The sequence below is a fragment of the Nostoc sp. DedQUE09 genome (assembly GCF_034530915.1).
Classification (GTDB): Bacteria; Cyanobacteriota; Cyanobacteriia; order Cyanobacteriales; family Nostocaceae; genus Nostoc.
Map to the genome: position 1 here is coordinate 31,232 of NZ_JAVRCE010000046.1, position 24,030 is coordinate 55,261.

General features: G+C 42.3%; 19 protein-coding genes and 1 pseudogene. 13 read left to right on the plus strand and 7 right to left on the minus strand.

The annotated features are described in order from the left end of the window. The first annotated feature begins 318 nt into the window (after positions 1 to 318). A complete protein-coding gene (locus RMY27_RS24515; protein WP_322667486.1) occupies positions 319 to 957 on the plus strand; it encodes a peroxiredoxin in 639 nt (212 codons plus the stop codon). Positions 958 to 1,169: 212 nt separating this feature from the next. Continuing rightward, positions 1,170 to 2,120: a hypothetical protein gene (locus tag RMY27_RS24520; protein ID WP_322667487.1), complete on the plus strand. Its 951-nt coding sequence runs from the start codon at positions 1,170 to 1,172 to the stop codon at positions 2,118 to 2,120. A gap of 54 nt (positions 2,121 to 2,174) precedes the next feature. Here the strand turns inward: RMY27_RS24520 and RMY27_RS24525 are convergent. The 3 genes and pseudogenes from RMY27_RS24525 to RMY27_RS24535 form a co-directional block, all read right to left on the minus strand. Beyond that, positions 2,175 to 2,750, minus strand: a pseudogene (locus RMY27_RS24525) (sensor histidine kinase); the annotation flags it as partial. A gap of 244 nt (positions 2,751 to 2,994) precedes the next feature. After that, the gene (locus tag RMY27_RS24530) at positions 2,995 to 3,690 is read right to left on the minus strand and encodes a DUF305 domain-containing protein (protein WP_322667488.1); all 696 of its coding nucleotides are present in this window, start codon (positions 3,688 to 3,690) and stop codon (positions 2,995 to 2,997) included. Positions 3,691 to 3,887: 197 nt separating this feature from the next. After that, positions 3,888 to 4,712, minus strand: a complete 825-nt coding sequence (locus tag RMY27_RS24535) for a hypothetical protein (protein WP_322667489.1) — start codon at positions 4,710 to 4,712, stop codon at positions 3,888 to 3,890. 104 nt (positions 4,713 to 4,816) lie between these two features. Between RMY27_RS24535 and RMY27_RS24540 the strand changes: the two genes are divergently transcribed. Further along, complete coding sequence (locus RMY27_RS24540) at positions 4,817 to 5,614, plus strand: HAD family hydrolase (RefSeq protein WP_322667490.1); 798 nt, start codon at positions 4,817 to 4,819, stop codon at positions 5,612 to 5,614. 50 nt (positions 5,615 to 5,664) lie between these two features. After that, complete coding sequence (locus RMY27_RS24545; RefSeq protein WP_322667491.1) at positions 5,665 to 6,408, plus strand: Uma2 family endonuclease; 744 nt, start codon at positions 5,665 to 5,667, stop codon at positions 6,406 to 6,408. 62 nt (positions 6,409 to 6,470) lie between these two features. Here the strand turns inward: RMY27_RS24545 and RMY27_RS24550 are convergent, their stop codons facing one another. Next, positions 6,471 to 7,181, minus strand: coding sequence for a DUF4336 domain-containing protein (locus RMY27_RS24550; protein ID WP_322667492.1), 711 nt, complete (start codon positions 7,179 to 7,181; stop codon positions 6,471 to 6,473). 30 nt (positions 7,182 to 7,211) lie between these two features. Continuing rightward, positions 7,212 to 7,718 (minus strand): MAPEG family protein, encoded by a 507-nt coding sequence (locus RMY27_RS24555; protein WP_322667493.1) that lies wholly within the window; start codon positions 7,716 to 7,718, stop codon positions 7,212 to 7,214. Positions 7,719 to 7,861: 143 nt separating this feature from the next. Between RMY27_RS24555 and RMY27_RS24560 the strand changes: the two genes are divergently transcribed. The 7 genes from RMY27_RS24560 to RMY27_RS24590 all read left to right on the plus strand — a co-directional run bounded on the left by RMY27_RS24560 (position 7,862) and on the right by RMY27_RS24590 (position 16,086). Next, a complete protein-coding gene (locus RMY27_RS24560) occupies positions 7,862 to 8,776 on the plus strand; it encodes an AraC family transcriptional regulator (RefSeq protein WP_322667494.1) in 915 nt (304 codons plus the stop codon). Positions 8,777 to 9,232: 456 nt separating this feature from the next. After that, complete coding sequence (locus RMY27_RS24565) at positions 9,233 to 9,400, plus strand: hypothetical protein (protein WP_180277428.1); 168 nt, start codon at positions 9,233 to 9,235, stop codon at positions 9,398 to 9,400. A gap of 217 nt (positions 9,401 to 9,617) precedes the next feature. Beyond that, positions 9,618 to 10,412, plus strand: a complete 795-nt coding sequence (gene rpsB, locus RMY27_RS24570; protein WP_322667495.1) for a 30S ribosomal protein S2 — start codon at positions 9,618 to 9,620, stop codon at positions 10,410 to 10,412. Positions 10,413 to 10,672: 260 nt separating this feature from the next. Then, positions 10,673 to 11,617 carry a translation elongation factor Ts gene (tsf, locus tag RMY27_RS24575; protein ID WP_322667496.1) on the plus strand — a complete coding sequence of 315 codons (945 nt, stop codon included), beginning with the start codon at positions 10,673 to 10,675 and terminating at the stop codon, positions 11,615 to 11,617. 367 nt (positions 11,618 to 11,984) lie between these two features. Continuing rightward, complete coding sequence (locus RMY27_RS24580) at positions 11,985 to 12,845, plus strand: hypothetical protein (protein WP_322667497.1); 861 nt, start codon at positions 11,985 to 11,987, stop codon at positions 12,843 to 12,845. A 98-nt stretch (positions 12,846 to 12,943) separates the two neighbouring features. Continuing rightward, positions 12,944 to 15,484, plus strand: coding sequence for an ATP-dependent DNA helicase RecG (recG, locus tag RMY27_RS24585; RefSeq protein WP_322667498.1), 2,541 nt, complete (start codon positions 12,944 to 12,946; stop codon positions 15,482 to 15,484). A gap of 227 nt (positions 15,485 to 15,711) precedes the next feature. Continuing rightward, positions 15,712 to 16,086, plus strand: coding sequence for a hypothetical protein (locus tag RMY27_RS24590; RefSeq protein WP_322667499.1), 375 nt, complete (start codon positions 15,712 to 15,714; stop codon positions 16,084 to 16,086). A 100-nt stretch (positions 16,087 to 16,186) separates the two neighbouring features. Here RMY27_RS24590 and RMY27_RS24595 read toward each other — a convergent pair whose 3' ends face one another. Further along, positions 16,187 to 17,137, minus strand: coding sequence for a glycosyltransferase family 2 protein (locus RMY27_RS24595; protein ID WP_322667500.1), 951 nt, complete (start codon positions 17,135 to 17,137; stop codon positions 16,187 to 16,189). Between the two features lie 267 nt (positions 17,138 to 17,404). Here RMY27_RS24595 and RMY27_RS24600 point away from each other — a divergent pair, with 267 nt between their 5' ends. Continuing rightward, positions 17,405 to 19,744 (plus strand): PhoX family phosphatase, encoded by a 2,340-nt coding sequence (locus RMY27_RS24600; protein ID WP_322667501.1) that lies wholly within the window; start codon positions 17,405 to 17,407, stop codon positions 19,742 to 19,744. Positions 19,745 to 20,676: 932 nt separating this feature from the next. Next, positions 20,677 to 22,839: a PhoX family phosphatase gene (locus RMY27_RS24605; protein ID WP_322667502.1), complete on the plus strand. Its 2,163-nt coding sequence runs from the start codon at positions 20,677 to 20,679 to the stop codon at positions 22,837 to 22,839. A gap of 373 nt (positions 22,840 to 23,212) precedes the next feature. Here RMY27_RS24605 and RMY27_RS24610 read toward each other — a convergent pair whose 3' ends face one another. Then, positions 23,213 to 23,761: a PEP-CTERM sorting domain-containing protein gene (locus RMY27_RS24610; protein ID WP_322667503.1), complete on the minus strand. Its 549-nt coding sequence runs from the start codon at positions 23,759 to 23,761 to the stop codon at positions 23,213 to 23,215. Positions 23,762 to 24,030: the final 269 nt, after the last annotated feature.

A 24,030-nucleotide genomic window follows, 5' to 3' on the forward strand; every position in this document is an offset into this window, starting at 1 on the left:
AGAAAGTTTCTCGAATTCTGCAATAATGTGGAAATGTTGCAACTCAATAATATTAAATATGCAATGGCTTGTAGTTGGCTATCACCCTGATATTTGCAATCCTCTATGTAAAGAAAAACCTGTAGGAAAAACATATCAATTAAAAGCATAAATGTGTAATTTAGTCAATAGTTTGTATCTCTCTCTTGTCCCTTATCTGAGAGTGTTGACAACTTAAAATTTTGTTTCAAACTGCTAAAGTCCGATTGGGAAATAGGGGTTTTATGTCATGATGGCATACTAGAATATATATGCCTTTCTAACTACAGGGAATCTCTCATGGCTCTCCGTCTAGGTGACACAGTACCCAACTTTACGCAAGCCTCAACACACGGCGACATCGATTTTTACCAATGGGCAGGTGACAGCTGGGTTGTGCTGTTCTCTCACCCTGCTGATTTTACACCTGTTTGTACAACAGAACTCGGCACAGTTGCCAAGCTCAAACCAGAATTTGACAAGCGCAATGTCAAAGCGATCGCACTCAGCGTTGATGACGTAGAATCTCACAAAGGCTGGGTGGGAGACATTGAAGAAACTCAAAGCACCACCCTCAATTACCCAATTTTGGCGGATGCAGATCGCAAGGTTTCTGAGCTTTACGACATGATCCACCCCAATGCTAATGCGTCTGTGACGGTGCGATCGGTTTTCGTGATTGACCCCAATAAGAAACTCCGTCTGAGTTTCACCTATCCTCCCAGCACAGGACGTAACTTTGATGAACTTTTGCGGGTAATTGATTCTCTGCAATTGACTGATAATTACAGCGTGGCGACACCAGCTGACTGGAAAGATGGAGAGGATGTTGTAATTGTCCCCTCACTGAAAGATCCAGAAGTACTCAAACAGAAATTCCCCAAAGGTTATGAGGAAGTTAAACCCTATCTACGGTTAACTCCTCAGCCTAACAAGTAAATCTGAAAATGATTTCGGATAAAAAAGCAGAGGCGCAAAGTTATATGTTTGCGTCTTTGTTTCTTTGCGTGAGAATATAGTCAGTTGGCTAGGCATCGAAACCTGGAGGAAAACTTATAAATAAACTTATAAATAATGATGTCTGGCAAAATACAGCGATTTTTGTTTTTTTACCGTAATGTCAGAAAAAGGTTTGACTGAAAAACTGCTATATGCCAGACAAAATCATTGAGCGCATTCTCGCTGCTGCCGATACTCCAGACCTTCTTGATATCTTGACGAATCGGTTGAGCTTGTCAGACTTACAATCTCTCCTACTTGAAGTTTATCGCCAACATGCAGCCTCCCTCACACCCAGCGACATCTTAAAGCAGTATGAAAACAATCGCTTTGTAGTGCCGTCGCAAGTGAATCCCCAACAACAACTTGAATTTGATCACCTTGCTTATTCCGTTCTCCCACCAGGGTTTGAGGCGCTAGAACTTTCCCCCGTTTCTCCGCTGGGGACAAACTCTGTCGTAGCAACAGTTAACCAAAACAAGGTACTGTCCACCATTCGCAATACCGAAGTGACTGCGGACGTAACAAACGTTCTGGCGTTAGAGTGTGCAAAGCGCAGACGGGCTGCTAAACATACACGCGACCATGAAATCATAAAATTGTGTGCCAGTCATCGTGTTTTACGCACCCAGCAAGTAAATAGTCCAAACTTATTCCAGCATTTTCGTTTACTGGGTCTTTGTACGGCTGGACGTGATAGAGGTTCTTATAGTTTTGAGATTGATGCTCTCATAGAACATTTGGAATTCTATTTTCGGCTGTTTGAAGCAGCTAACCATAGTGGGTTTGTGATTGCAGATGTGCGTGTCTCGTTAACCGCGTTTGATAAAATTCGCTACAATGCGCTTCAAGTCTCCGTACTCGAAAAACTAGCCACCCAATATCCACAAATTAGCTTTGCCTTTGATCGGGAGCGTGAAACTGGTCGTGGCTATTATGATAGTGCTGGATTCCATATCTATGGTCGTGACTCATCAGGAACAGAATATTTCCTTGTAGATGGTGGGTTTACCGATTGGACTCAACAATTACTGAATAACAAAAAAGAGCGATTGCTAATTAGTGGGATTGGAAGTGAAAGGTTTGTCCTCTGCTTTAGATAACAAGTTCAGATGCAGGGTTTATTTTAAATATGAGTAAAGTTTGGTAAGAAAATTTTATTTAAATTTAGGCTGGCGACGATACAGCAATTTAAATTGGGAAATTGGTGTGACATCTAAGGGTAATTGAATAGTAAAAGTGCTACCTTTACCTAATTGGCTCTGCACGTTTAAACTACCTTGGTGTGACTGAATAATTGCCTGAGCGATCGCTAACCCCAATCCAGAACCGCCAGTTTTACGAGAGCGTAGGCGCAGCCCGCCGTAGGCATCGCTATTCACTCAGTAAAAGCGATCAAAAATCCGAGTCAGTTCCTGGTGTGGAATACCAATACCTGTATCTTGAACCTGAATCACAGCATAATTTTCACTGCGATCTAAGACAACAGTCACCTTTCCAAATTGTGGCGTATATTGAATTGCATTGATAATTAAATTAGAAACCAGACGATAGAGTTGCTCAGAATCACCTCCGATATTTAGAGGTTGCTCGACTCTGATTGCAGATGTCAGTCTTACTTTGGCAGAAAAGGCGATCGCTGCAAATTCCTCTATTAAGTCATTAACAATATCATTTAAGCAACATTCATGTCGTAATGGCAGAGGTTGCCGATCTAGGCGAGCTAATATAACCCCCTTCCCGACGCGGGAAGGGGGAAAATTCAAAGTCTCTAACGCCACGTGCTTCAAGTCGGCAGAGCCGCCCAACGCAGTGGCTCCTCCTTTTAGGAGAGAGAAATAGAAGAGAGGTTTTCCAGATACCGTAAAAAGTCAGATTGTAGACATCGCTCCTAAAATTCCCAACCGCAAATACATATTGGTTACTTGCAGATTTACACAGATACTTATAAAATTTCCGCAAAAACCATATTACGAACTACTTGTTATACCAAGCTTTTCGCCACTGTTGCATTTGTTTAATCTCTATCTCTTGGGCTTTAACAATTTCTTGGGCTAATTTCTTGATTTCAGGGCGTTTCGACTTACTTAAGGCATCTTGCGCCATTGTTACAGCCCCTTCGTGGTGAGGAATCATCGCATTGATAAAGCGCAGATCAAATTCCGCATCAGCTGCACCTAAATCTTGACTCATCATCATGGCTTTCATTTGATCAGACGACATTTCCATCATGTGGCCCATTTGACTGTTGTAAGCCATTGGTTTATCTCCTGCCTTGGGATACCAAGCTTGTCGCCACTGTTTCATCTGAGTGATTTCTTGCTTTTGCGATTTGATGATATTGTCTGCTAGCTTTTTGATTTCAGGACGTTTTGATTTCTGCTGCGCAACATTCGCCATTTCCACAGCCCCTTGATGGTGCGGTATCATAGCGTCGATAAATCGTAAATCAAAATTAGCATCGGCTGGGCCTAAATCCATTCCCATACTGTGATTCATGCCACCACCGTGATTCATCATCTGCTTGTCATTAGCATTGGCGGCGGTTTTATTTGCTACTTCACTTTGGTTTTGGGAAGCAGTACCAGTACAACCTGTGATTAACCCACCGACTGAGGCGATCGCAGTAAAAGTTAACGCCAAAAAGCCATTCCTTAAAAATAGCAGTTGCATAAATCTTATCTAACAGTTTTCTAATTCTAATGATCTAATGATCTAATGAAATTAAGATGAAATCTTCTAAGAATCACAGCAAGCAATCCAGCAAGGTTGCAAAGCTTCATTTGCATATTGCTAGACTTAGAAAAGAATTTCATTATCATGTTGCTCCCGCTACATTGCTTGCAATTAGCGGTGAGAGTTGTCACAATTTATTGTCTAGCCGAGCCTGATTTTTTAATTCCAGGTGACTTTGGCGGAGTTGGAGTATTTGGTTGGCGGCTAGTACGAAAAGTTACATTCACCCCTTCATTCGATTGTTCCAGTACTAGTAGAGGCGTAGGTTTAGCCTTTTGATCCCAATGCATAGTAGCAATCCGACCTTGAATTATTGGTTGCCAACTATCTTCGTCTTCTATAGGGCTTAGGTAAGTTTCTATACAATCAATAATTTGACTAATAGTCGCAGAAGTTGCTTGCGTCGGTAATTTCATTAACCGGATTTGAATCCGAAACAGCACCCGTTTAGCAGAATTCCCTGGACTACCAGTTTCATACTCGACATCAAAAATTTCATCTACTTGCCGTCCAGCACTGTTAGCAATTCCAACCGATCCTTGTTGGGCTTGACTTGGACGCAGGGCTTGAGAAATTTTTTCTTTGATCTGAATCTTTATTTGATTAAGAATTGCAAAGTGAAACACCTCCTCTGACATCCGCATTCGCAGATAATCCAGGTTAAAGTCCCGTGAGTTCACCAAATCGGGATTAGTTTCCATTTTGCGAATTGTTTCCAGCGCCAGCTTAAACTTTTTCTCTAGTTCTCGCGCGCGGAATTGTTCAAACTTAAGTTTTTTATCCAGCTTATCCTTCTGGAGTTTAATAAACACAATCAAAGCAATCACCACTAAAGCCAGTCCTCCAGAAGTTACCAACAATAATGGTGGTATTTCAGGATTACTTGCTGGCACTTCCTGGGATGCCTTTTTAGTAGTCTTTTTCCCGGAGGATTGGGCAAGAAACATTGAAGTGGACATGGTGGGAAACTGAAAAACTTGACTCCTGATGTTTAGGATGCCCAAATCTTCAAGGTCATCTTGCTGTATGATTAATATTCTTTACAGCCTTTTACAAACCGTATATGTCCAGACACCAGAGCATCCCTGCCCTGTCTGAGTTTTCATCTACAAGCTTTAGCAATATTCGTCTGATAGCCACAGATATGGATGGCACTCTGACTAGGCGAGGAAAATTTACTCCTGCACTGCTGCAAGCTTTAGAGGATTTAGCCGCAGCTGACATTAAAGTGCTAATTGTCACCGGACGTTCTGCTGGGTGGGTAAGTGGATTGAGTAGTTTGATGCCAGTGGCAGGTGCGATGGCAGAAAATGGCGGTTTGTTCTTTCCACCTGGAAATCAGAAACCAATAGTCCTAACACCCATTCCTGATTTAGTTCAGCATCGCCAGCACTTGGCTACGACTTTTAAGAATTTACAAACTAAATTTTCTCAAATCCAAGAATCTGCTGATAATCGCTTTCGCATCACCGACTGGACTTTTGATGTAGCTGGTTTGCGTGAAGACGAACTACAAACCCTAGACAGTCTTTGTCAACAAATGGGTTGGGGATTTACCTATAGCAACGTGCAGTGTCACATTAAACCCCAAGGACAAGATAAAGCTGTGGGATTGTTGCAGGTATTGCGCGAATATTTGCCCCAGTACTCATCAGAACAAATTGTCACTGTGGGTGATAGCCCCAATGATGAAAGTTTATTCGATCGGCGTTATTTTCCTATTTCTGTAGGCGTGGCAAATGTCCTGGAATATGTGAATCAGTTGAAATATCATCCTACTTATATTACTAACGCTGCCGAAGGGGAAGGTTTTTGTGAGTTATCTAGTTATATTTTGAAAAGCTTGCACATCTCAAGTTAGGAAGAACTAGAGTTGTTCTACAATAATCTCGTAGCACTGATTTTATAACCATGACGGTTACTGTACCTGTTAGTGTCGAATCAGAAATCTTCTACCCCAGTGCTGATGGTCAACCAGTGGCAGAAACTTACGACCACCTTTATGCTTTACTAACTACCTTAGAAGTCCTGAAACAGCATCTGGCAAATCGTCAGGCAACAGTATTGGCAAATCAATTTCTTTTCTATGCACAAGGCTTTCCCAAGTTGCGGGTAGCTCCAGATGTGATGGTGATTTTTGATGTTGCACCTGCCGGTCGAGACAACTATAAAATCTGGGAAGAGGGTCAAGTACCGACAGTTATTTTTGAAATGACATCCTTTGGTACTAAGGGACAAGACGAAATCTTCAAAAAGACCCTTTATAAGCAGCTAGGCGTCAAGGAATACTGGCTATTTGACCCTAAAGGCGAGTGGGTGGAACAACAGCTACGTGGCTATCGCCTGCGGGGAGAAATCTACGAACCCATACAAGATGGACGCAGTGAACCGTTACAACTGCGTTTGGTAGTTGAGGGAAGGTTAATTGGGTTTTATCGAGAGGATACGGGTGAAAAATTACTGATTCCTGATGAACTGGCAGAGGCTTTACGGCAGGAAGTTTTAGCAAAACAGCAGGCAGAAGAACTGGCAGAACAAGAACGCCAACGAGCAGAACAGGCAGAATTGCAGATAGAGCAGTTAAAGGCAAGGTTGCGTTCGCCCTTGGCGTTGGCGCAGCCATCGCTAAATGTAGATCCCGATACTATTCAGTAACACGCCGGGTGTAATTAAACATGGATTTTATCGTGCCGACTTAACTTATGGGTTAAGTATTGCTACAAAGAGATTTCTAAAAACCACTCATAACCTGCTTTAAACTGAGGTTTACCATCTTGTTCAATTATGCTGCCATGCGCCATGATTACTCGTTCAAAATCCCAAGTGAGAAGTTGTTGAATTGACCATTTGACTTTGACTTTATCCTGAGTTGCAAATTTCTCCAATAACGATGGACGAAGTTGGTTATAACCACTTAGAAGTTTGGCTATTAACCTTGTGCTTGGTGAACATTGATCGTCAAAATGGAAAACTGTATCGGTGACAATCAAAGTTCGGCTTTTGGCATGAAAAAAGACGCATTCATTGAGCGGTGAACATCCGCTAGTATCCAATGTGTTAAATCCTTGTATTAATAAATACTCAACTTCGTCAATTCGGTGAATGGTGCGATCGCTAATAATATAGTCAATTCGCAAATCTGGTCGTTTATGCTCTAGACCAGATACTGCCCATAGTTTGGCATCGGGGTAACACAGCTTGAAGTCAGCAACAAATAGATGATGGTACAAATTGGGGGCGACAATATGAATCACTTCCCCCAATTGATTTAGCTCATTAATAGTTGCGTCATCCATCTCAATAGGCGAGATTGCCATTAATTTACCACTGGTCAGACGAATCACGGTCATCCTCGTCCCTACTTCCAAGCCAAAATATTTTAGAGGTTGTTCAGCAACCCAAAGGTCGGTATCAATTGCTTTAAGCATTATAATTTTTGAGTTAGAACCGTCGCTGGACTATAAAAATTGCTGCACGCTGTAGTAAAGACAAGCCAGACTGCCGACAATATAAACTAGCCAAGTACCGAAAAAACCGATCGCCCTGCCCGGTGATGGCCCATAAGTCTGTATTAATCCCCAAGCATGGGCAATCCGAGCTAGTGTCAATAGAGTACCTAGCATCCACAACAGTCCCTTGCCAGCTTGCATCCACTCTAGGGCAATTAGGAATATGAGGCTAAGGGGTACGTATTCTGCAAAGTTACCATGCGCTCGGATAGTACGCTGTAACACTCCGTCTTCTATGTTTTTCGTGACAAGAGATTGTTGTGTCATTTTTTCCACAACCTCTGCCCAAGCATTCGGATGCTCTAGGTAATTGGGCTGTGAAGCAACCTCAACTGGAGATGCACCATGCCAAATCCGAGTACGGGTGCGTTCCATTGCCACTCGGTAGGATAAACCCAAAGCAAGTAGCCCATGACAGCCGATAAAAAAGGTTGAAATAGGAATCAGAACAGGCATTGACAATCACTCGAATCAAAATCCTAACTTTGAAAATACTTGACTGCAATTGTTACTGTCTTTTCAATTCTTGCGGAATATCGAAATCTGCTTTTTGAGACAATAGGGTATTGCATTTAACTGGCTATTAATTGCCTTTGCCCATGAATCTGCTAAAAGAGTTTTTGTTTAATCCCCCAGAATGTAAAATTCCCCTCGATCAGCCCCCACTAGAAGCTCTACCCCAGTGGGGACACTGGTTAGAAACACCAGAGTTGATGGTAGCAATCATTCCGCCAGGACATTTAGAAGTTAATATTCGCTCACCACTTAACCTTATAGTCACAAGTTTTGGGGAAACTCGTGGGATTGCGGCTTTCAATGCTGATCGACTGCAACCTTATCAAGCGCTACCAGGAGGTTTTGATATTGTGCCTCAAGGCAGTACTTATACTTCGGTGGAAGACGCTTCTTGTTTTGTGGTGTTTGGATATTCTCAATCTTTTCTAGAGCGGATAGTCAAAGTGGAAGCAGAGGGACAGAGAATTGAATTACAGCCAGGGCAAATTCCCAAAACTCACTGGGGTTTGAGTGCTGCGATCGCTATACAAGAGTTTTTTTCTAATGGACAAACTGGTGGTGCATTTTACTTAGAATCAGTTGCAACGGCGGTGTTGGCACAAATCATTTACCGACGTTCAAACCTATCTGGACGGCTCAAACGTTCACCAGAGTTTTTAGACCCAAATTTGTTAAAGCTTGCCCTGGAATACATCAGAGCGCATCTATCCCACGAACTTAACCTGAACCAAATTGCGGGCACGGTAGGATTCAGTCCCTACCATTTCGCACGAGCATTTAAGGTCACAACTGGACTGTCGCCTTATCAATATGTCCTCCGGTGTCGGCTGGAACTTGCCCAAAAACTCTTACAAAACCAAAAGCGATCGCTAGCACAGGTAGCCGCAGAAGCGGGATTTGGCAACCAAAGTCACATGACATCTGTGTTTCAACGAATGCTACGCACAACTCCCAAGCGTTATCAGCAAGAAATGAGTAGTATTTTAGACCATACATAAAACCTTATGTGTAGTTTTCTGCAAGACGGTCTGAAAAACTTTATCCTCTCTGGGTTTGAAGACTTGCTATGTCTGAATTTTTCACAACAGAAAATCAAGCCTTTCCAGATCATCTTGCAGGTTTTTGCTTATATCTCAGCCCAATGTCAAGTAAACAATTTGTTACCTGTGTCTTTGCTACATTTATTACCTGAGACAGAATACAATAGATGAATCTCTAACGCGTTTCAATCTAGTAAGTCTCAACAATACTGATTTTATTGAGCAGACTGTTTTATACAGTCATTCACAAGCAAAACTGAATCAAAGGATAAATAAATCGCCAGCCCTTTAAGCACCCAGAGACGCTAAGAGATTAACAGATACTTCAAGGATAGGTTAGCGTTTTATTTCCTACTTCCACTAGAAAGTCCAAGATCAATAAAAATTTACCTTTAAATAGTGAGGTATAAAATTATGCAAGAAATTGAAAGATTCTTTGGCAACTTGTTCAGTGGCATAATCAACCGCTTTAAGTATTCTGCGATGGACGCTGCCGATCGCAAAATGAGAGAAACTATCGACGATCAGATCGAACAACGGCGACAAAAACCTAAACCCCAAGATCGAGAAGACCGCGAGTAGACCTTTAAAACAGCAAGATTTTCATTACTTAAGTGCTGCTTGATTGTTGAGTAGGCAGCGCTATTTTCTTGCCCTCATTCGGTCAAGCAACTACAACTCTTCGGAATATGCTAACCTAGTATGGTTAACTAATCTCGCACATCTAAGAATTCGGGTGTTTCCCGATTGGGAAATACACTTGGATGGAGGTTTAACCCGAATCGGAGTTGAAAAATATATGCCAGTAGTTTCATTGGCTCAAATGATGGAGTCAGGGGTTCACTTTGGGCATCAGACCCGGCGTTGGAACCCAAAAATGTCTCCTTACATTTATACTTCCCGCAATGGCGTGCATATTATCGACTTGGTGCAAACTGCCCAGTTGATGGATAATGCTTACAACTACATGCGATCGCACGCAGAACAAGGGAAGAAATTTCTTTTCGTCGGCACCAAGCGCCAAGCAGCTGGAATTATTGCCCAAGAAGCTAGCCGTTGTGGTTCACACTACATTAACCAACGCTGGTTGGGCGGAATGTTGACCAACTGGGCAACCATCAAAACACGGGTTGACCGTCTGAAAGATTTAGAACGCCGTGAAGAAACTGGCGCACTAGATTTATTGCCGAAAAAAGAAGCATCAATGCTACGTCGGGAAATGACGAAGCTTCAGAAATACTTGGGCGGCATTAAAACAATGCGGAAAGTGCCCGATATCGTGGTAATCGTAGACCAACGTCGGGAATACAACGCAGTTCAAGAATGCCAAAAGCTGAATATTCCCATTGTGTCCATGTTGGATACAAACTGTGACCCCGATGTAGTAGATATCCCCATCCCAGCAAACGACGATGCTATCAGATCGATTAAGCTGATAGTCGGAAAATTGGCAGATGCCATTTATGAAGGTCGTCACGGTCAGCTGGATGTTGAGGATGATTACGAAGATTACGACGGTAGTGAGTATGACGATGACTACGAAGAAAGCGAATATACTGATGCCGTACTTCCCGATGAGGAAACAGAAGAATAGTGCTGAGTGGTGAGTGCTGAGTGCTGAGTGCTGAGTGCTGAGTGCTGAGTAAGATAGAAAGACTCAGCAAATTGAATAGGTGCTGAGTCTTGATTTTTGAAGTTGTAAGTTGTGATTTGTCAATGAAGAATAAAATTGATAACTGAACACTCAAAACTCAGCACGGGCTAAACGCCCCGCTAACGCTAACAAAACTCAGTACTCAGTACTAAATTAGGTGAGTGATTACAACTCGAGGTCAAGTTAGGAATTGAGGCAACATGGCGGAAATATCTGCAAAACTCGTCCAAGAGCTACGCCAAAAAACTGGTGCTGGCATGATGGACTGCAAAAAGGCGCTGATAGAGACTGATGGCAATATAGAAGAAGCCATAGACTGGCTACGGAAAAAGGGCATCTCTAAGGCGGGGGGAAAAAGTGATCGCATTGCGGCAGAAGGTTTAGTAGACACTTACATTCAGCCCGAAGGTCGAGTGGGTGTACTTATAGAAGTCAACTGCCAAACCGACTTTGTTGCTCGTAACGAGGCTTTTAAAGCTTTAGTTAAGAACTTAGCAAAGCAAGCAGCGACAGCTGATAGTGTTGAGTCTTTGCTGGCTCAACCCTATATTGAGAATGAAAGTGCGACTGTAGAAGAATCCATCAAGCAAGCTATTGCCACCCTTGGTGAAAACATCCAAGTGCGCCGCTTTGTTAATTTTGCAATAGCAGAGGGCACACAAGGCGTAGTAGACAGCTACATTCACACTGGCGGTCGAGTTGGTGTATTAGTAGAACTGGGTTCCCAAACTGAGTCAGTGGCTACTAATTCAGAGTTCCAAACCTTGGCACGGAACACTGCAATGCAAGTTGCGGCTTGTCCCAATGTCGAGTATGTGAGCGTAGACCAAATCCCCGCCGAAATTGCCCAAAAGGAAAAAGACATTGAAATGGGCAAGGATGATTTGGCAAACAAGCCTGAAAACATCAAAGAAAAGATTGTTCAGGGACGGATTGAAAAACGCCTGAAAGAATTGACTTTGCTCGATCAGCCTTACATTCGCGATCAGAGTATTTCCGTAGAAGACTTGATAAAACAAGTCAAGACTCAATTAGGTGAAGAGATTCAAGTGACTCGCTTTGTCCGTTATATACTGGGCGAAGGCATTGAAAAGCAAGAAATCAGCTTTGCTGATGAAGTCGCTGCACAAATGGGCACTAAGTAATATTAGTTAGGAGTTAGGAGTTAGGAGTTAATAGGAAGTTAACTTCATAATTCATAACTTATAATTCTTAATTCCTAACTGCTTAAAGTACAGGTCAAGCAAATAGCCTGACCTGTCTTTTATTTAGTAAGAGACTTACAAATAAAAAAATATCCTAACTCCTGTGGGGTGGGCGACACGATAGCCCAGTCGATATGGCGGGCAAGATGCCCACCCCACAATATTGGATAATTTATTTCTTGGAGTTCCCTAAAAGACAGAAAATATCGCATTTAATTTAAAATATAAAATTCTCTGGAAAGTTATCCTAAAATAAATTTGTACATTTGTACTATGTAATGGTTCAGATGGGCAAGAGCGAAAAAATATGGCAAGAGCAATCGAGCGAATTGAGCAGGATATTGCAGCACTCCAAGAAGCGATCCGGGCGATCGCAATCGAACTACAAAGTGCTTATGCTAGTTATCTAAATACCTTGGGACTAGCTGTACGCAAACAGTTGATTCTCGCGAGTTACCATCTCTGTACCCAAGGATATCCCGAAAACTTTTTGCATTTGTCATTGAATCAGCGCCAACAATTGCAACAAGCCATCCGCAAGTTGGGTGAACTCGCAGCTGAACAATTGCTCATTTATCTTACAAGTGAAGAATCAGGGGAAGATGAGGTAGATGAGATAGATGAAGGAGATGAAATGCATGAGGTGGATGAAGAAATAATACCTTCTTCATCTTCACTATTTCTTGACACTTCTAATTCTCAGTATCTCACTGCCAACACCTCCGATCCTATAGAACTGGCAAAATGGCAACAAAAATTAGAAGAGGTTGCGCAAGAGATACTGAAAAAACTTTCGCATGATGCTAATCTTTTGTTACAAAAAGCTGGAGTATTGCCGAAAAAATTACCAGAGCCGATTTTAGCAGCAGCGGCGGCAGCATCAGAAGCATCTGCTGAGGTCATGCCAGGGCCACCCAATTTATTAAATTTAGTAATTGAAATTGAAAATGAGCAACAGTCAGAAGATTCTGGACTGACTCAAATTATGGCTATTAACCTGCGGCTAGGAGAAATTGAATTTGCTGATGTGACACTTTCCTCCGATCGCAAGCGAATCCGCAGTATTTTAGTTCAACTAAACAAACTAGGACGAGAGTATAAAAAGAGATATAAAGAAAAGGCGATCGCTGAAGCGGAAGCTGCATGGCGCGCTAGTTGGTTTGAATAAAGTTATGAGTTATGAATTATGAGTTATGAGTTATTTATTCTTAACTCCTAACTCCTAACTCCTCACTCCTAACTCCTCACTCCTAACTCTGCTGACCAATGACTAATGAAAAACCAGATTGGATACGATTGCACAAAGCCTTGGCAATAGAAGCTGAACGTGGCTTTACAGACTTGATGGGCAGAGAATATCGTTTCAGTGAATTTCTAAGCTTAACTTTGGGCAAATTCCCAACAGGCTTACCCCACACTGAACGCCGCCGTTGGCAAGGATTAGCGGTGCAATTTGCTAGTTATCCACATCTAGCACTGGAAGAAAGGCAGCATTTGGTAGCAGAGACTCGTAGGTATGTTTCCCAACTACAGCAAGAGGAGCAGCGGAAGGAGGAGCAGGGGAGCAGCACTTCGGCTACGCTCAGTGACCGGGGGGCAGGGGAGCAAGGGAGAATTTATCAATCCAAAATTAAAAATCGTTCGACTGAGCGTAGCCGAAGTCCAAAATCTCCAATTGTTACTGAGGTGAGTCGGAGACTTGCACCAAAAATTGAGCAAAAACTCAGTGATTTACCAGAAATAGGTTTTAAAAAAGCTGATAATTTGGCACGGCTTGGTTTACATAGCGTCCGTGACTTGCTTTTCTACTATCCTCGTGACCATATTGATTATGCGCGTCAGGTAAATATCCGCGAGTTACAGGCAGGTGAGACGGTGACAATAGTGGCTACAGTGAAGCGTTGCAACTGCTTTTCTAGCCCTAAAAATCAGAAATTATCAATTTTAGAACTGGTAGTAAAAGATAATAGCGGTCAAATCAAAATTGGTCGTTTTTACGCAGGTACGCGCTTTAGCAGTCGCGCTTGGCAAGAAAGTTTAAAACGCCGTTATCCAGTAGGTAGCATTCTGGCAGCCTGTGGATTGGTGAAAGAAAGTAAATACGGCTTGACACTGGATAATCCAGAACTAGAGGTTTTGGCAAGCCCAGGAGATACGATTGAGTCGCTAAATATTGGGCGGGTAGTACCAATTTATGGACTAACTGAAGGCGTGGTGGCGAATACAGTACGACAAGCGGTAATTGCTGCTTTACCCGCTGCGGCTAACCTAAAAGACCCTTTGCCAAGTGGTTTGCGGCAGAAGTATGGTTTGATGGAATTAAAAGATGCGATCGCTAATATCCATTTTCCCAGCGATAGCGCCGTCCTACAAGTTGCCCGTCGTCGCCTAGTTTTTGACGAATTTTTCTACCTACAACTTGGGTTACTGCAACGTCAACAGCAAGCAAGAGCGATTCAAACCAGCGCCATCCTCGTTCCACGCGGTCAACTTGTAGAGAAATTTCACGAAATACTGCCTTTTCAACTCACTGGCGCACAGCAACGAGTCCTCAACGACATTCTCAACGATTTACAAAAACCTGTGCCAATGAATCGTTTGGTGCAAGGTGATGTCGGTTCTGGGAAAACGGTTGTCGCCGTGCTAGCTATCCTTGCAGCAATTCAATCTGGCTACCAAGCGGCGCTGATGGCTCCTACAGAAGTTTTGGCAGAACAACATTATCGCAAGTTGGTTAGTTGGTTTAACCTCTTGCATTTACCAGTGGAATTACTTACAGGTTCGACTAAAGCTGCTAAACGAAGACAAATACATTCTCAGTTAGGAACTGGTGAATTACCTTTGTTAGTAGGAACCCATGCCTTGATTCAAGACCCTGTAAACTTTCAGCAATTAGGGTTAGTAGTGATAGATGAACAGCATCGCTTTGGGGTAGAACAACGGGCACGTTTACAGCAAAAAGGCAATCAACCTCATGTGTTAACTATGACAGCAACCCCGATTCCCCGAACCTTAGCACTAACGATACACGGGGATTTGGATGTGAGCCAAATTGATGAGTTACCACCAGGACGACAAAAGATTCAGACAACAGTATTGTCAGGTCAGCAACGCAACCATGCTTACGACCTCATCCGCCGAGAAATTGTCCAAGGTAGACAAGTTTATGTGGTTTTGCCCTTGGTGGAAGAATCAGAAAAATTAGATTTGCGATCGGCTGTTGACGAGCATCAAAAGTTACAGGAAAGCATTTTTCCCGATTTTCAAGTTGGGTTGCTACATGGTCGCATGAGTTCAGCCGAAAAGGATGAAGCAATAACCAAATTCCGTGATAAACAAACGCAAATTTTGGTTTCTACTACAGTTGTTGAGGTAGGTGTGGACGTACCTAATGCTACAGTAATGCTCATTGAAAATGCAGAGCGATTTGGACTATCGCAACTGCACCAACTGCGGGGGCGTGTCGGTCGGGGTGCGGCTCAGTCTTACTGTCTGTTGATGAGCAGTTCCAGAAGCCCTGATGCTCAACAACGGTTGAAGGTATTGGAACAATCTCAGGATGGCTTTTTTATTTCCGAGATGGATATGCGTTTTCGTGGGCCAGGGCAAGTACTGGGAACTCGTCAATCAGGAGTGCCAGATTTTACCTTAGCTAGTTTGGTTGACGATGAAGAAGTTTTACTTTTAGCGCGCCAAGCAGCCGAGAAAATTATAGAGATGGATGTTACTTTAGAGCGCTGGTATTTGATGAAAGAAGAGTTGAAGTATCGGTATGAGCGTTTAATGGGTGGAGCGATTTTAACGTAATATATCTCAGTTAGTTTAAGAGAGAAACTGACTATGCATTCCTACCTTTTAAAAGTAATTTATTCCTTTAACTTGGCATACTTTTACTTTTCTTAGATTTCACTTATCTGACCCAAGGCATAAAGGATGCAGTTTATAGTCCAATAGCCTAAACATGGGTTGAAGATGATATCAGCAGAACACATTAGTAAAATATAAAATAATTATCCTTTAAGAATAATTGAGGAATGTCCAATACAATAGTAAGATTAATTCTATCGACAGTAACAATAGCAGCACTGATAGGAGCGATATTTTTTGCGATCGCCACAGTGCGTTTGAAAAATTTTAAGTGCAGTTTATTAACATTTTTGCGCTCATTTATTGTTGCCTTACTTGGTTCTAGTGCTGGTTTTTTTCTTGGTTGGCTGTGGTATAAATGGACGCTTAAAACTGACCCAAGTTTCTCAAATCCTAACCTGAGTGGTCTAAGTCAGGGAATAATGGCAGGATATTTAATTACTGTTTGGTTATTTTGTGTTCAAACTGGAACCATTCTAGGTGGGATTTGGGGCGGAGTCCGTGGGTTAAAGTATTATCAAACACGTAGCAAACGTACCTGAGCGTCTGCGCTTTTACTCTATGTCGTCTTCCCCCCATTACACGACATCCTGCATCTTTACACGGTTGATTACATGGTGGTACTTACCAAAGGTGTTTAAATCACGATGCTTGCTGTATTTCGGCATAGGCTTGATAAACACCCTTCACGTTATACCAGTTGAGGAAAATTCGGGCAATTTCTAAAGCTAATTGAGGTTTACCTAAGTTAATTAGCCATTGCAATAACGGAGCCATTGTCCGTTCGTTTAACACACCGTTAAGTGACAAAATTCCCCAAAGTAAGCGATGCAACCAAGTCATTTGAATCATCATTCGCACTTCCCATGTGGGATGCTTTTGATAAAACAAAACTCCCATTCGTCCGCGTTGAATTTCTTGGTCAATTAATCGGGGAATTTGCTCTAAGTTAAATGCTGGATGCCAGTGATATCCTACGGCTTCTGGACATTTAATTAGTGTCAAACCTAGTTTTTTTAGCCGCACACCTAATTCTAAATCTTCCCAGCCATAGAGTTGAAAACTAGTATCAAAAAGTCCGGCTTTATCTAACCAATGTTTGGGAATTGCTACATTTCCCGTAGCAAAAAAAGCGGCTGAAAAATCTGTGACTTTGTAGGGTTCAGCCGTTGGGTTGTGGAAATTGCAAGTATTAATAACTGCACCGTAAGTGAAAAAGCGATCGCTCCCCAATTTCTCTTGACCCTGCACTAACGCATCAGCATGAGCTTGCAGGAAATTTTTCAGCACTACTAAATCGCTATCAATAAAGATAATTGTGTCTCCCTGTGCCTGTTCTACCCCCAAATTCCGAGCCGCAGCTGGCCCAGCATGATCTTGCTGAAACCAGCGCACATGGGGAAACTCTTTTTTGTGTGCTGCTAACCACTCCAATGTGCCATCAGTAGAACCATCATCTACCAAGACAATCTCGTAATCAGTAACCGTTGGCTGATTCAACTCCTGCAACTCCAAGGCGCGGAGGCACTTTTCTAAAATCGGTTGACGATTATAAGTCGGTATCACAATGCTGAAAAACACAGTCTCACCCACAACACTATTGATTTATCCATCTCCAGGATAGGACAGATGGGGCGCTGACACTGTTCCTTACTTGATTTGAGCTAAGGAAATAGTCAGAGGTGATAATTTTTAGTTAATTAACTTATAACCTCAGCTTAATCATTATCAACTAGAGTAAATAATCAAATAATCATCCTTTTATTATTAATAGTTTGTTAATTATTTAAAATTCCAAAAAATCTCACAAATTAGAGTTTATTTATACTAAATTTTTAGATTGCACCAGAGGAAAGTTGAATGTCTAAATTAAGTCGGAGAGAACTTTTAATATTTCTTGCTGGTAGTGCTGGTGCTGCTATTTTGGGAGACAAACTTCTAAATAGTTTTGCTAGTGGCGCAAATGAAAAAACCGCCAGTATCAGCTTTACACCTGTACGCTTACCACATCCTCTACCAATTTATCAACAACAGAAAAATTTCTTACCAACAGGAATTGCTCAGGGAAAAATATTTAATGCATCTGCCGATATTAAGTTAGATAACTACAACGTTATTGATGATGTGATAGTGCCGCCAGAGTACGAACGTTATGTAATTGTCAGCTGGGGCGATCGCGTCTTTCCCAACAAAGATGATTATTTCGGTTACAACAACGATTTTACTGGGTTTATTCCCCTTGGTAAAACTGATAATGTCGGGTATTTATGGGTGAATCATGAATACATTAGTTTTCCATTTTCTAGTTTAGTAGTAGAAGATTCATCCGATCTGAAAGGACTACCCGATGCATTTGAAAACGTAATTGGTTGGGCTTTACCCTCCAGCAGAAATATTGAAGTTGAAGGGGAATTTTTATATAATCAAGGCGGCTCAATTGTTCGTATCTCTCGCCAGAATAAGAATAAACGTTTTGCTGTAGTCAAAGATGCCAAAAATCGCCGCATTCATGGCTTATCTGGGTTGGGTATCAATAGCCAACGCAATGATGACTACAAAAGTATCACAGCTTGGGGAAGTCGCAACCACCAAAAAGGTGACAAAAATTATTTAATCGGAACTGGCCCAGCTGCAAGCCAAGTTTTTAATCTCTCCTCTGATGAATTGGGCAACAAAATTATTGGTACAGCTTTCAACTGTTCTGGCGGTAAAACTCCTTGGGGAACGATTTTATCTGCGGAAGAAAACTTCCAAAATAGCGTTACAGAAGGAGTCAAAGCTAATGGTACTCAGACAGACTATACAGAAAAAACTATCGGCAAAACTTTTGGATTAGTTGGCGAAAAATACGGCTGGATTGTCGAAATTGACCCCAAAAATCCGAAATTTCGTCCCCGCAAACATACTTCGTTGGGTCGTTTTCGCCATGAAAATGTTGCTTTGCGTGTTGAAAAAGGCAAAAAATTGGTTGCTTATTTGGGTGATGACAGACGGGGGGGACACACTTGGAAATTTGTCAGCGCAAACACTATTTCTTCACCTACCAGTAAAACGAACAGTAGCTTATGGGAAAAGGGAACTTTGTATGTTGCCCGTTACAATCCAGACGGTACAGGTAAATGGATACCGTTACTTTTAACTACCGCTACCAATCCAATTACGCCGACAGTTCTATCTTCCGTAGAATTTGCTGCCTTGCAGAAAGTACAAAAAGAAGGTCTTTTACCACTACCGAGACGCAATGGGATTGCAGGTGAAACCAAAGATGGTGGTACATTTAAATGCGATCGCACTAACGAAGCAAAAGCACTACCTGATTATCAAAATAAGAAACTCTCTGACTTCTACTCTAGCCAAGGTGCTGTTCTGAGTGACGCCTTTTTAGCTGCAAATTTAGTCGGGGGAACTCCCACAGCGCGTCCAGAAGATATAGAAGTGCATCCAACCACCAAAGAAGTCTTTATTGCCTATACTGATGGTGCGCCGGGAAGCGATGGTTATCCTGATTCGCGGATTTTTCAAGTTGCCAAGTTAAGTACAGATACCAAGGCGACTCAGCAATCAGGAGGACTGTACAAAATTATTGAAGATAGTGCTGATGCCACAGGTTTAACCTTCCGGTGGCAGAGATTTGCCCAAGGCGGCGAAGCCGGTTCAGTTAATGGTGCTGGTTTTGCCAACGTTGATAATCTAGTTTTTGACAATCAGAGAAATGTTTGGGGTGTCACAGATATGTCTACCGGCACTCACAATGGTTTTAATGTAGGTGCTGAAGGTAAGCAAACCAAAATCGATCATACAGTTAGTGGTAATGTTTCTGATTTTACCGGAGTTTTCGGTAATAACTGGCTATTTTATATCCCGACCAGTGGTGCAAATGCCGGACAGGTAATACCATTTGCTCATGGGCCAGTGCGTTGTGAGATGACTGGGCCAAGTTTTGTTGGAAATACACTGATTATTTCAGTACAACATCCTGGTGAAGATTGTCCAATTAACGATGGCACAATGCTGAGTCGCAGCATTGAATTACTAGATTTGAATGGTAGTACATTTAATCAAACTCGGAGTTTACCTCGTGGCAGTAGTTGGCCGAGTAATATCTCAAAAAATGATGGTGGTAAGGAGCAAGCTACAGGTATTCCCCGACCATCTGTAATTGGTATCCGCCCGAAAAATTCTCGCAGTAAGTTTATTTAAGCTGATATTTTATAACACTCTCAATTAGCACCATTGCCCGCCTAAAAATTTATTCGTAAGCGGTTATTATATCTGTGGTAATATATCAGCTTTGACTCATATCTTACATTATTTTTAATAACTTTTTTTGTAGGATAAAGACTGTTTATTGATGCCGAAGACCTTAATTTTAATGTTTGTGTTATTACCAATTTTACAGTTATTGTTTGTCGAAATTTAGTCTCAGATAGCCATCTGTATTTATCAAACACAATTCATTCTGAATTATGACCGCAAAAGCGTATAGCACGAACCCTTAGAGCAAGTCTACCAATGTCTGAATAATTCGGTTTACAGCAGTTTTCATATATTTGAACCACACCTGTCTTAGGGGCACAAGACCTTGCGCCCCTACTGCGTGGTCTATCTACCTGAAAATAGCTGTAATACCTATTCACTAAAATTATGAAACAGATGTAAACCCTGAAAGGCAAGTATCTCTAAGTTTTTTAATCGCGTTAGCGGAACGGGGCGTTAGCCCATTGCGAATTGTGAATTGGGAATTGGTATAAAACCCCTACCAAATTGAAAGTTTGCTGGTCTTCAATCAGTCGGAGATTCAGACCCGTGACTCTGAATTCTTCTTCTATTATCGAAAACATATTCTTATTAAAAAAAGTTATTGATAAATTCGAATTAATCAATATATAACCTGATGTTAATACTTAGTAACTAAATTAAGGGAAACATGACTACTTTAGTCTGTGTAAGCAGAATTAGACAGTCTTAATTTGTTATTCATTGCTATTTATTAGCTGTTAAATATGTGTCAAATCTCAATAAAAATCTAAGTAATTGTTGTAAATATATAAAGTTTTTATTTACCAAATTACTCATGTTATTGAGAGATGAATTGAATAGCAACCTCGTAAGCCTTAAACGGAGAACAAAGAATGAAAGGACGCTCTCACCCTAAAAACAATTTGACCCTCAACCCATCTGGTAACGAGTCAATTCGTGATGTGATTGACCGCGTTAGCTTGAGTCGGCGGCGGTTCATCATGACGGCTGTGGGTACGTCGGTGGTAACTGTTCTGGGCGATGTTTCCATCGGTGGCTTTCTCCAAAGTGTTGATGCAGCCCCAATTCCCAAGGGAAAGGGATTTGCTGGCATAGGCTTCAAGAGCGTTCCACCAAATCTACTTAACCCAGCTACTGGACTGCTGGAAAAGGATCTTGTCAGTGTTCCTGAAGGTTATACAGCTAAAGTACTGATTGCTTGGGGAGATCCGATCGCACCTGGTGGCCCGACTTGGCTACCAGATGCTTCTCAAGATGCGGCTGCTCAAGAAAAGCAGTTTGGTATGCACAATGACGGTATGTACTACTTTCCTTTACAACCAGGGAATGTTGTTGGTCGGACAGTAAGTTCACAAACAAGATCACTTAGAGGCTTTGTAAATAAGCCAATCAATACTGGTCTACTGTGCGTCAACCATGAATATACCCAGGAATCAATTTTGCATCCAGATGGTCTGGATGTAGTCACAATTGCCAAGGTACGGAAGTCTCAGGCTGCTCATGGTGTGTCTGTTGTAGAAATTTCTAAAAATGGCAATGACTGGAGTTTTAATCGTAATTCGTCTTATGGTCGCCGCATTACCGCTAACACTGAAATCAGAGTTTCGGGGCCTGCGGCTGGCGATGCCTTGTTAAAGTCGAAGAAGTTTTCAATTCGGCCAACTGGCTCTGTTGACACTGGCACACTCAACGACGGCTACACTGCTTATGGCACAATCAACAACTGCGCCAACGGTTACACACCTTGGGGCACTTACTTGACTTGTGAAGAGAACTGGAACGGCTACTTTGCTAATCCTACAGGAGATGTAGTTGCTATTGAGGGCATCGAAAAGTCCGATATTCTGGCAGCACAAAATCGCTACGGCATTTCAACATCATCTAGCTATCGTTGGCCGGAGGTTGATCCACGCTTTGATGCCAGCAGCAACCCACTTGAACCCCATTTATTTGGTTGGGTGGTTGAGATTGATCCCTACAATCCGCAAAGCAAACCAGTCAAGCGCACTGCCCTTGGTCGGTTTAAGCATGAGAGCGCTCAGGTTGTGGTTGACGACAATAAGCGTGTTGCTTTCTATCAGGGTGACGACGAGCGCAACGAGTATATCTACAAGTTCGTTTGTGCCCAACCTTTCAATCCCGGAAATCGTTCTGCTAACCGCGATTTGCTCGATAACGGTGTTCTATACGTTGCCAAATTCAATGACAACGGTACTGGTGAGTGGATTCCTTTGGTGTACGGTCAGCGTGGTTTGACACCAGAAAATGGTTTCAGAAGCCAAGCTGAGGTGCTTATCAAGACAAGACAAGCTGGCGATCGCGTCGGCGCAACCATGATGGATCGCCCAGAGTGGGTAGCTGTGCGTCCTCGGATTGGTGGATATAAAGAGATTGAAGTCTATTGCACGCTGACCAATAATACTCGTCGTGGCACAACCCCAGTTTCCTCCAACCAACCAGACGGCACAACAGCAGCAGGCGGTGCGCGTCCTCCTGTGAATCCTCCCAACCCACGTCCTGACAACCGTTACGGTCATATCATTCGCTGGCGCGAAGATGGACGCAGCGTTACAGCTACAACTTTTAAATGGGATATTTTCTTTGAAGCTGGCGACAAAACTAGACCCGAAGCAAATCTCAAAGGCAACATTAAAGGTGACGATTTAAGTTCACCAGATGGTCTCTGGTTCGACGACTTCGGCCACCTCTGGGTTCAGACTGACCACGCAGGTGATGGTCGTGGTGACTTGACAAACATCGGTAGCAACACTATGTCGTGTGCTGACCCCAACACCAAACAAGTTAGGCGCTTCTTAACCAGCCCTACGGATTGTGAGGTAACTGGTATTACTAGTACACCCGATGGCAAAGCGATGTTTATCAACATCCAACACCCAGGTGATAGTGGGAATGCCTCGAATCCCACGCTATCGAGCAATTGGCCTAACAGTCAAGGCTATGGCCCATCTGGTCGCCCACGTTCATCAGTAGTAGTAATTACCCGTAATGATGGTGGCGTTATTGGTGGTCTTTAAAGGCTATAGGAACAGATTACAGCTATTTTCAGGTAAATAGGCCACGCACAAAGCCCATTCGTGTCAACTTAACGCTAAACCCGCTTGGTGACAACGTTTTGCCCTCTCTCCCATCCGTGAGAGGGGAGCTAGACATTTCAATTCCCCTTCTCCCTTGGAGAAGGGGTTAGGGGATGAGGGCGTGAGGGATTTGCAAAACGTCTGTCCGATATAGTTTTTGGCTTAAGTTGACACCAAGACCTTGCGCCCCTATGACAGGTGTGGTTCAAATAAATGAAAACTGCTGTAATTTAGCGAAGTATTTTAAATACTTTTTTAAATCACCTTATTCTTGCCCATGTTTAGGGTTAAGGATAAGGTGACTTACTTGTAGCTATGAACCCATAACTTTTGTTGCTCTCTTCTTGCGTTGCATCCACAATCCCATAACAGCAGCAAAAGTCGTACCACCAAGAGCTAACGGTTCGGGTACTTTAGCGTAGCTTACAGTACCTACTTGTGTTGCATTTACTGATTGGTTAATCACAAAAAATTTGTTGCCTCCTACATCTGGAGTATTGGGATCGCCTCCGATCGCAAATTGGTCTGCAACAAAATAGCTTAATCCCAGAATTTTGCCATTATTAAAACTGGCTATAGGAAAACTGTTAAAATCAGTATCATCTACCTCTGTATAGTTAGTGCCTAAGTAGTTGAATGCCACTGCTAATCCATTCTCCACTCCCAATGTCTCAAGACCTGTATTGGTTAAGGTCGAGTCATCATACCGAAAAGAGCCAAAATACTGACCGGGGCGATCGCCAGATGTTGCATTTACGGTGAAATCATAATTAACTAAGGCAGCTTGCGTCGGTTTAACAACAGCAGCAACCGAGATAGCAACAGCAAAAGCCGCCATGCTAATATCTTTAGCTAATTTCATCAAAAAAAGCTCCGAAACTAAAAAATGAATAATTCTGTAATTTCACTTAAATAAACTTTTAACCAATGTACATAGGTTAAGAAATAACCAACAAAAGATGATCTTTGTTAAATCTTTAAGGTTATTAGATATATATAAATTTTGTGTAAACTTATTTCAATATTTACAGCAGATTATATTTTAAGTTGGGGCGTAGGCGTAAGCCTCACATATAGCAATCCTATCTAAGTTGTGAAAATGAACAAACCACTTTTTCTGCGAAATGGCAA

Coding starts and splice junctions, on each gene's coding strand:
- RMY27_RS24605 (WP_322667502.1), top strand. CDS start 20,677: ATGAAAGGACGCTCTCACCCTAAAAACAATTTGACCCTCAACCCATCT.
- recG (WP_322667498.1), top strand. CDS start 12,944: ATGACTAATGAAAAACCAGATTGGATACGATTGCACAAAGCCTTGGCA.
- RMY27_RS24600 (WP_322667501.1), top strand. CDS start 17,405: ATGTCTAAATTAAGTCGGAGAGAACTTTTAATATTTCTTGCTGGTAGT.
- RMY27_RS24520 (WP_322667487.1), top strand. CDS start 1,170: ATGCCAGACAAAATCATTGAGCGCATTCTCGCTGCTGCCGATACTCCA.
- RMY27_RS24530 (WP_322667488.1), bottom strand. CDS start 3,690: ATGCAACTGCTATTTTTAAGGAATGGCTTTTTGGCGTTAACTTTTACT.
- RMY27_RS24540 (WP_322667490.1), top strand. CDS start 4,817: ATGTCCAGACACCAGAGCATCCCTGCCCTGTCTGAGTTTTCATCTACA.
- tsf (WP_322667496.1), top strand. CDS start 10,673: ATGGCGGAAATATCTGCAAAACTCGTCCAAGAGCTACGCCAAAAAACT.
- RMY27_RS24610 (WP_322667503.1), bottom strand. CDS start 23,761: ATGAAATTAGCTAAAGATATTAGCATGGCGGCTTTTGCTGTTGCTATC.
- RMY27_RS24590 (WP_322667499.1), top strand. CDS start 15,712: ATGTCCAATACAATAGTAAGATTAATTCTATCGACAGTAACAATAGCA.
- RMY27_RS24560 (WP_322667494.1), top strand. CDS start 7,862: ATGAATCTGCTAAAAGAGTTTTTGTTTAATCCCCCAGAATGTAAAATT.
- RMY27_RS24555 (WP_322667493.1), bottom strand. CDS start 7,718: ATGCCTGTTCTGATTCCTATTTCAACCTTTTTTATCGGCTGTCATGGG.
- RMY27_RS24580 (WP_322667497.1), top strand. CDS start 11,985: ATGGCAAGAGCAATCGAGCGAATTGAGCAGGATATTGCAGCACTCCAA.
- rpsB (WP_322667495.1), top strand. CDS start 9,618: ATGCCAGTAGTTTCATTGGCTCAAATGATGGAGTCAGGGGTTCACTTT.
- RMY27_RS24535 (WP_322667489.1), bottom strand. CDS start 4,712: ATGTCCACTTCAATGTTTCTTGCCCAATCCTCCGGGAAAAAGACTACT.
- RMY27_RS24545 (WP_322667491.1), top strand. CDS start 5,665: ATGACGGTTACTGTACCTGTTAGTGTCGAATCAGAAATCTTCTACCCC.
- RMY27_RS24565 (WP_180277428.1), top strand. CDS start 9,233: ATGCAAGAAATTGAAAGATTCTTTGGCAACTTGTTCAGTGGCATAATC.
- RMY27_RS24550 (WP_322667492.1), bottom strand. CDS start 7,181: ATGCTTAAAGCAATTGATACCGACCTTTGGGTTGCTGAACAACCTCTA.
- RMY27_RS24515 (WP_322667486.1), top strand. CDS start 319: ATGGCTCTCCGTCTAGGTGACACAGTACCCAACTTTACGCAAGCCTCA.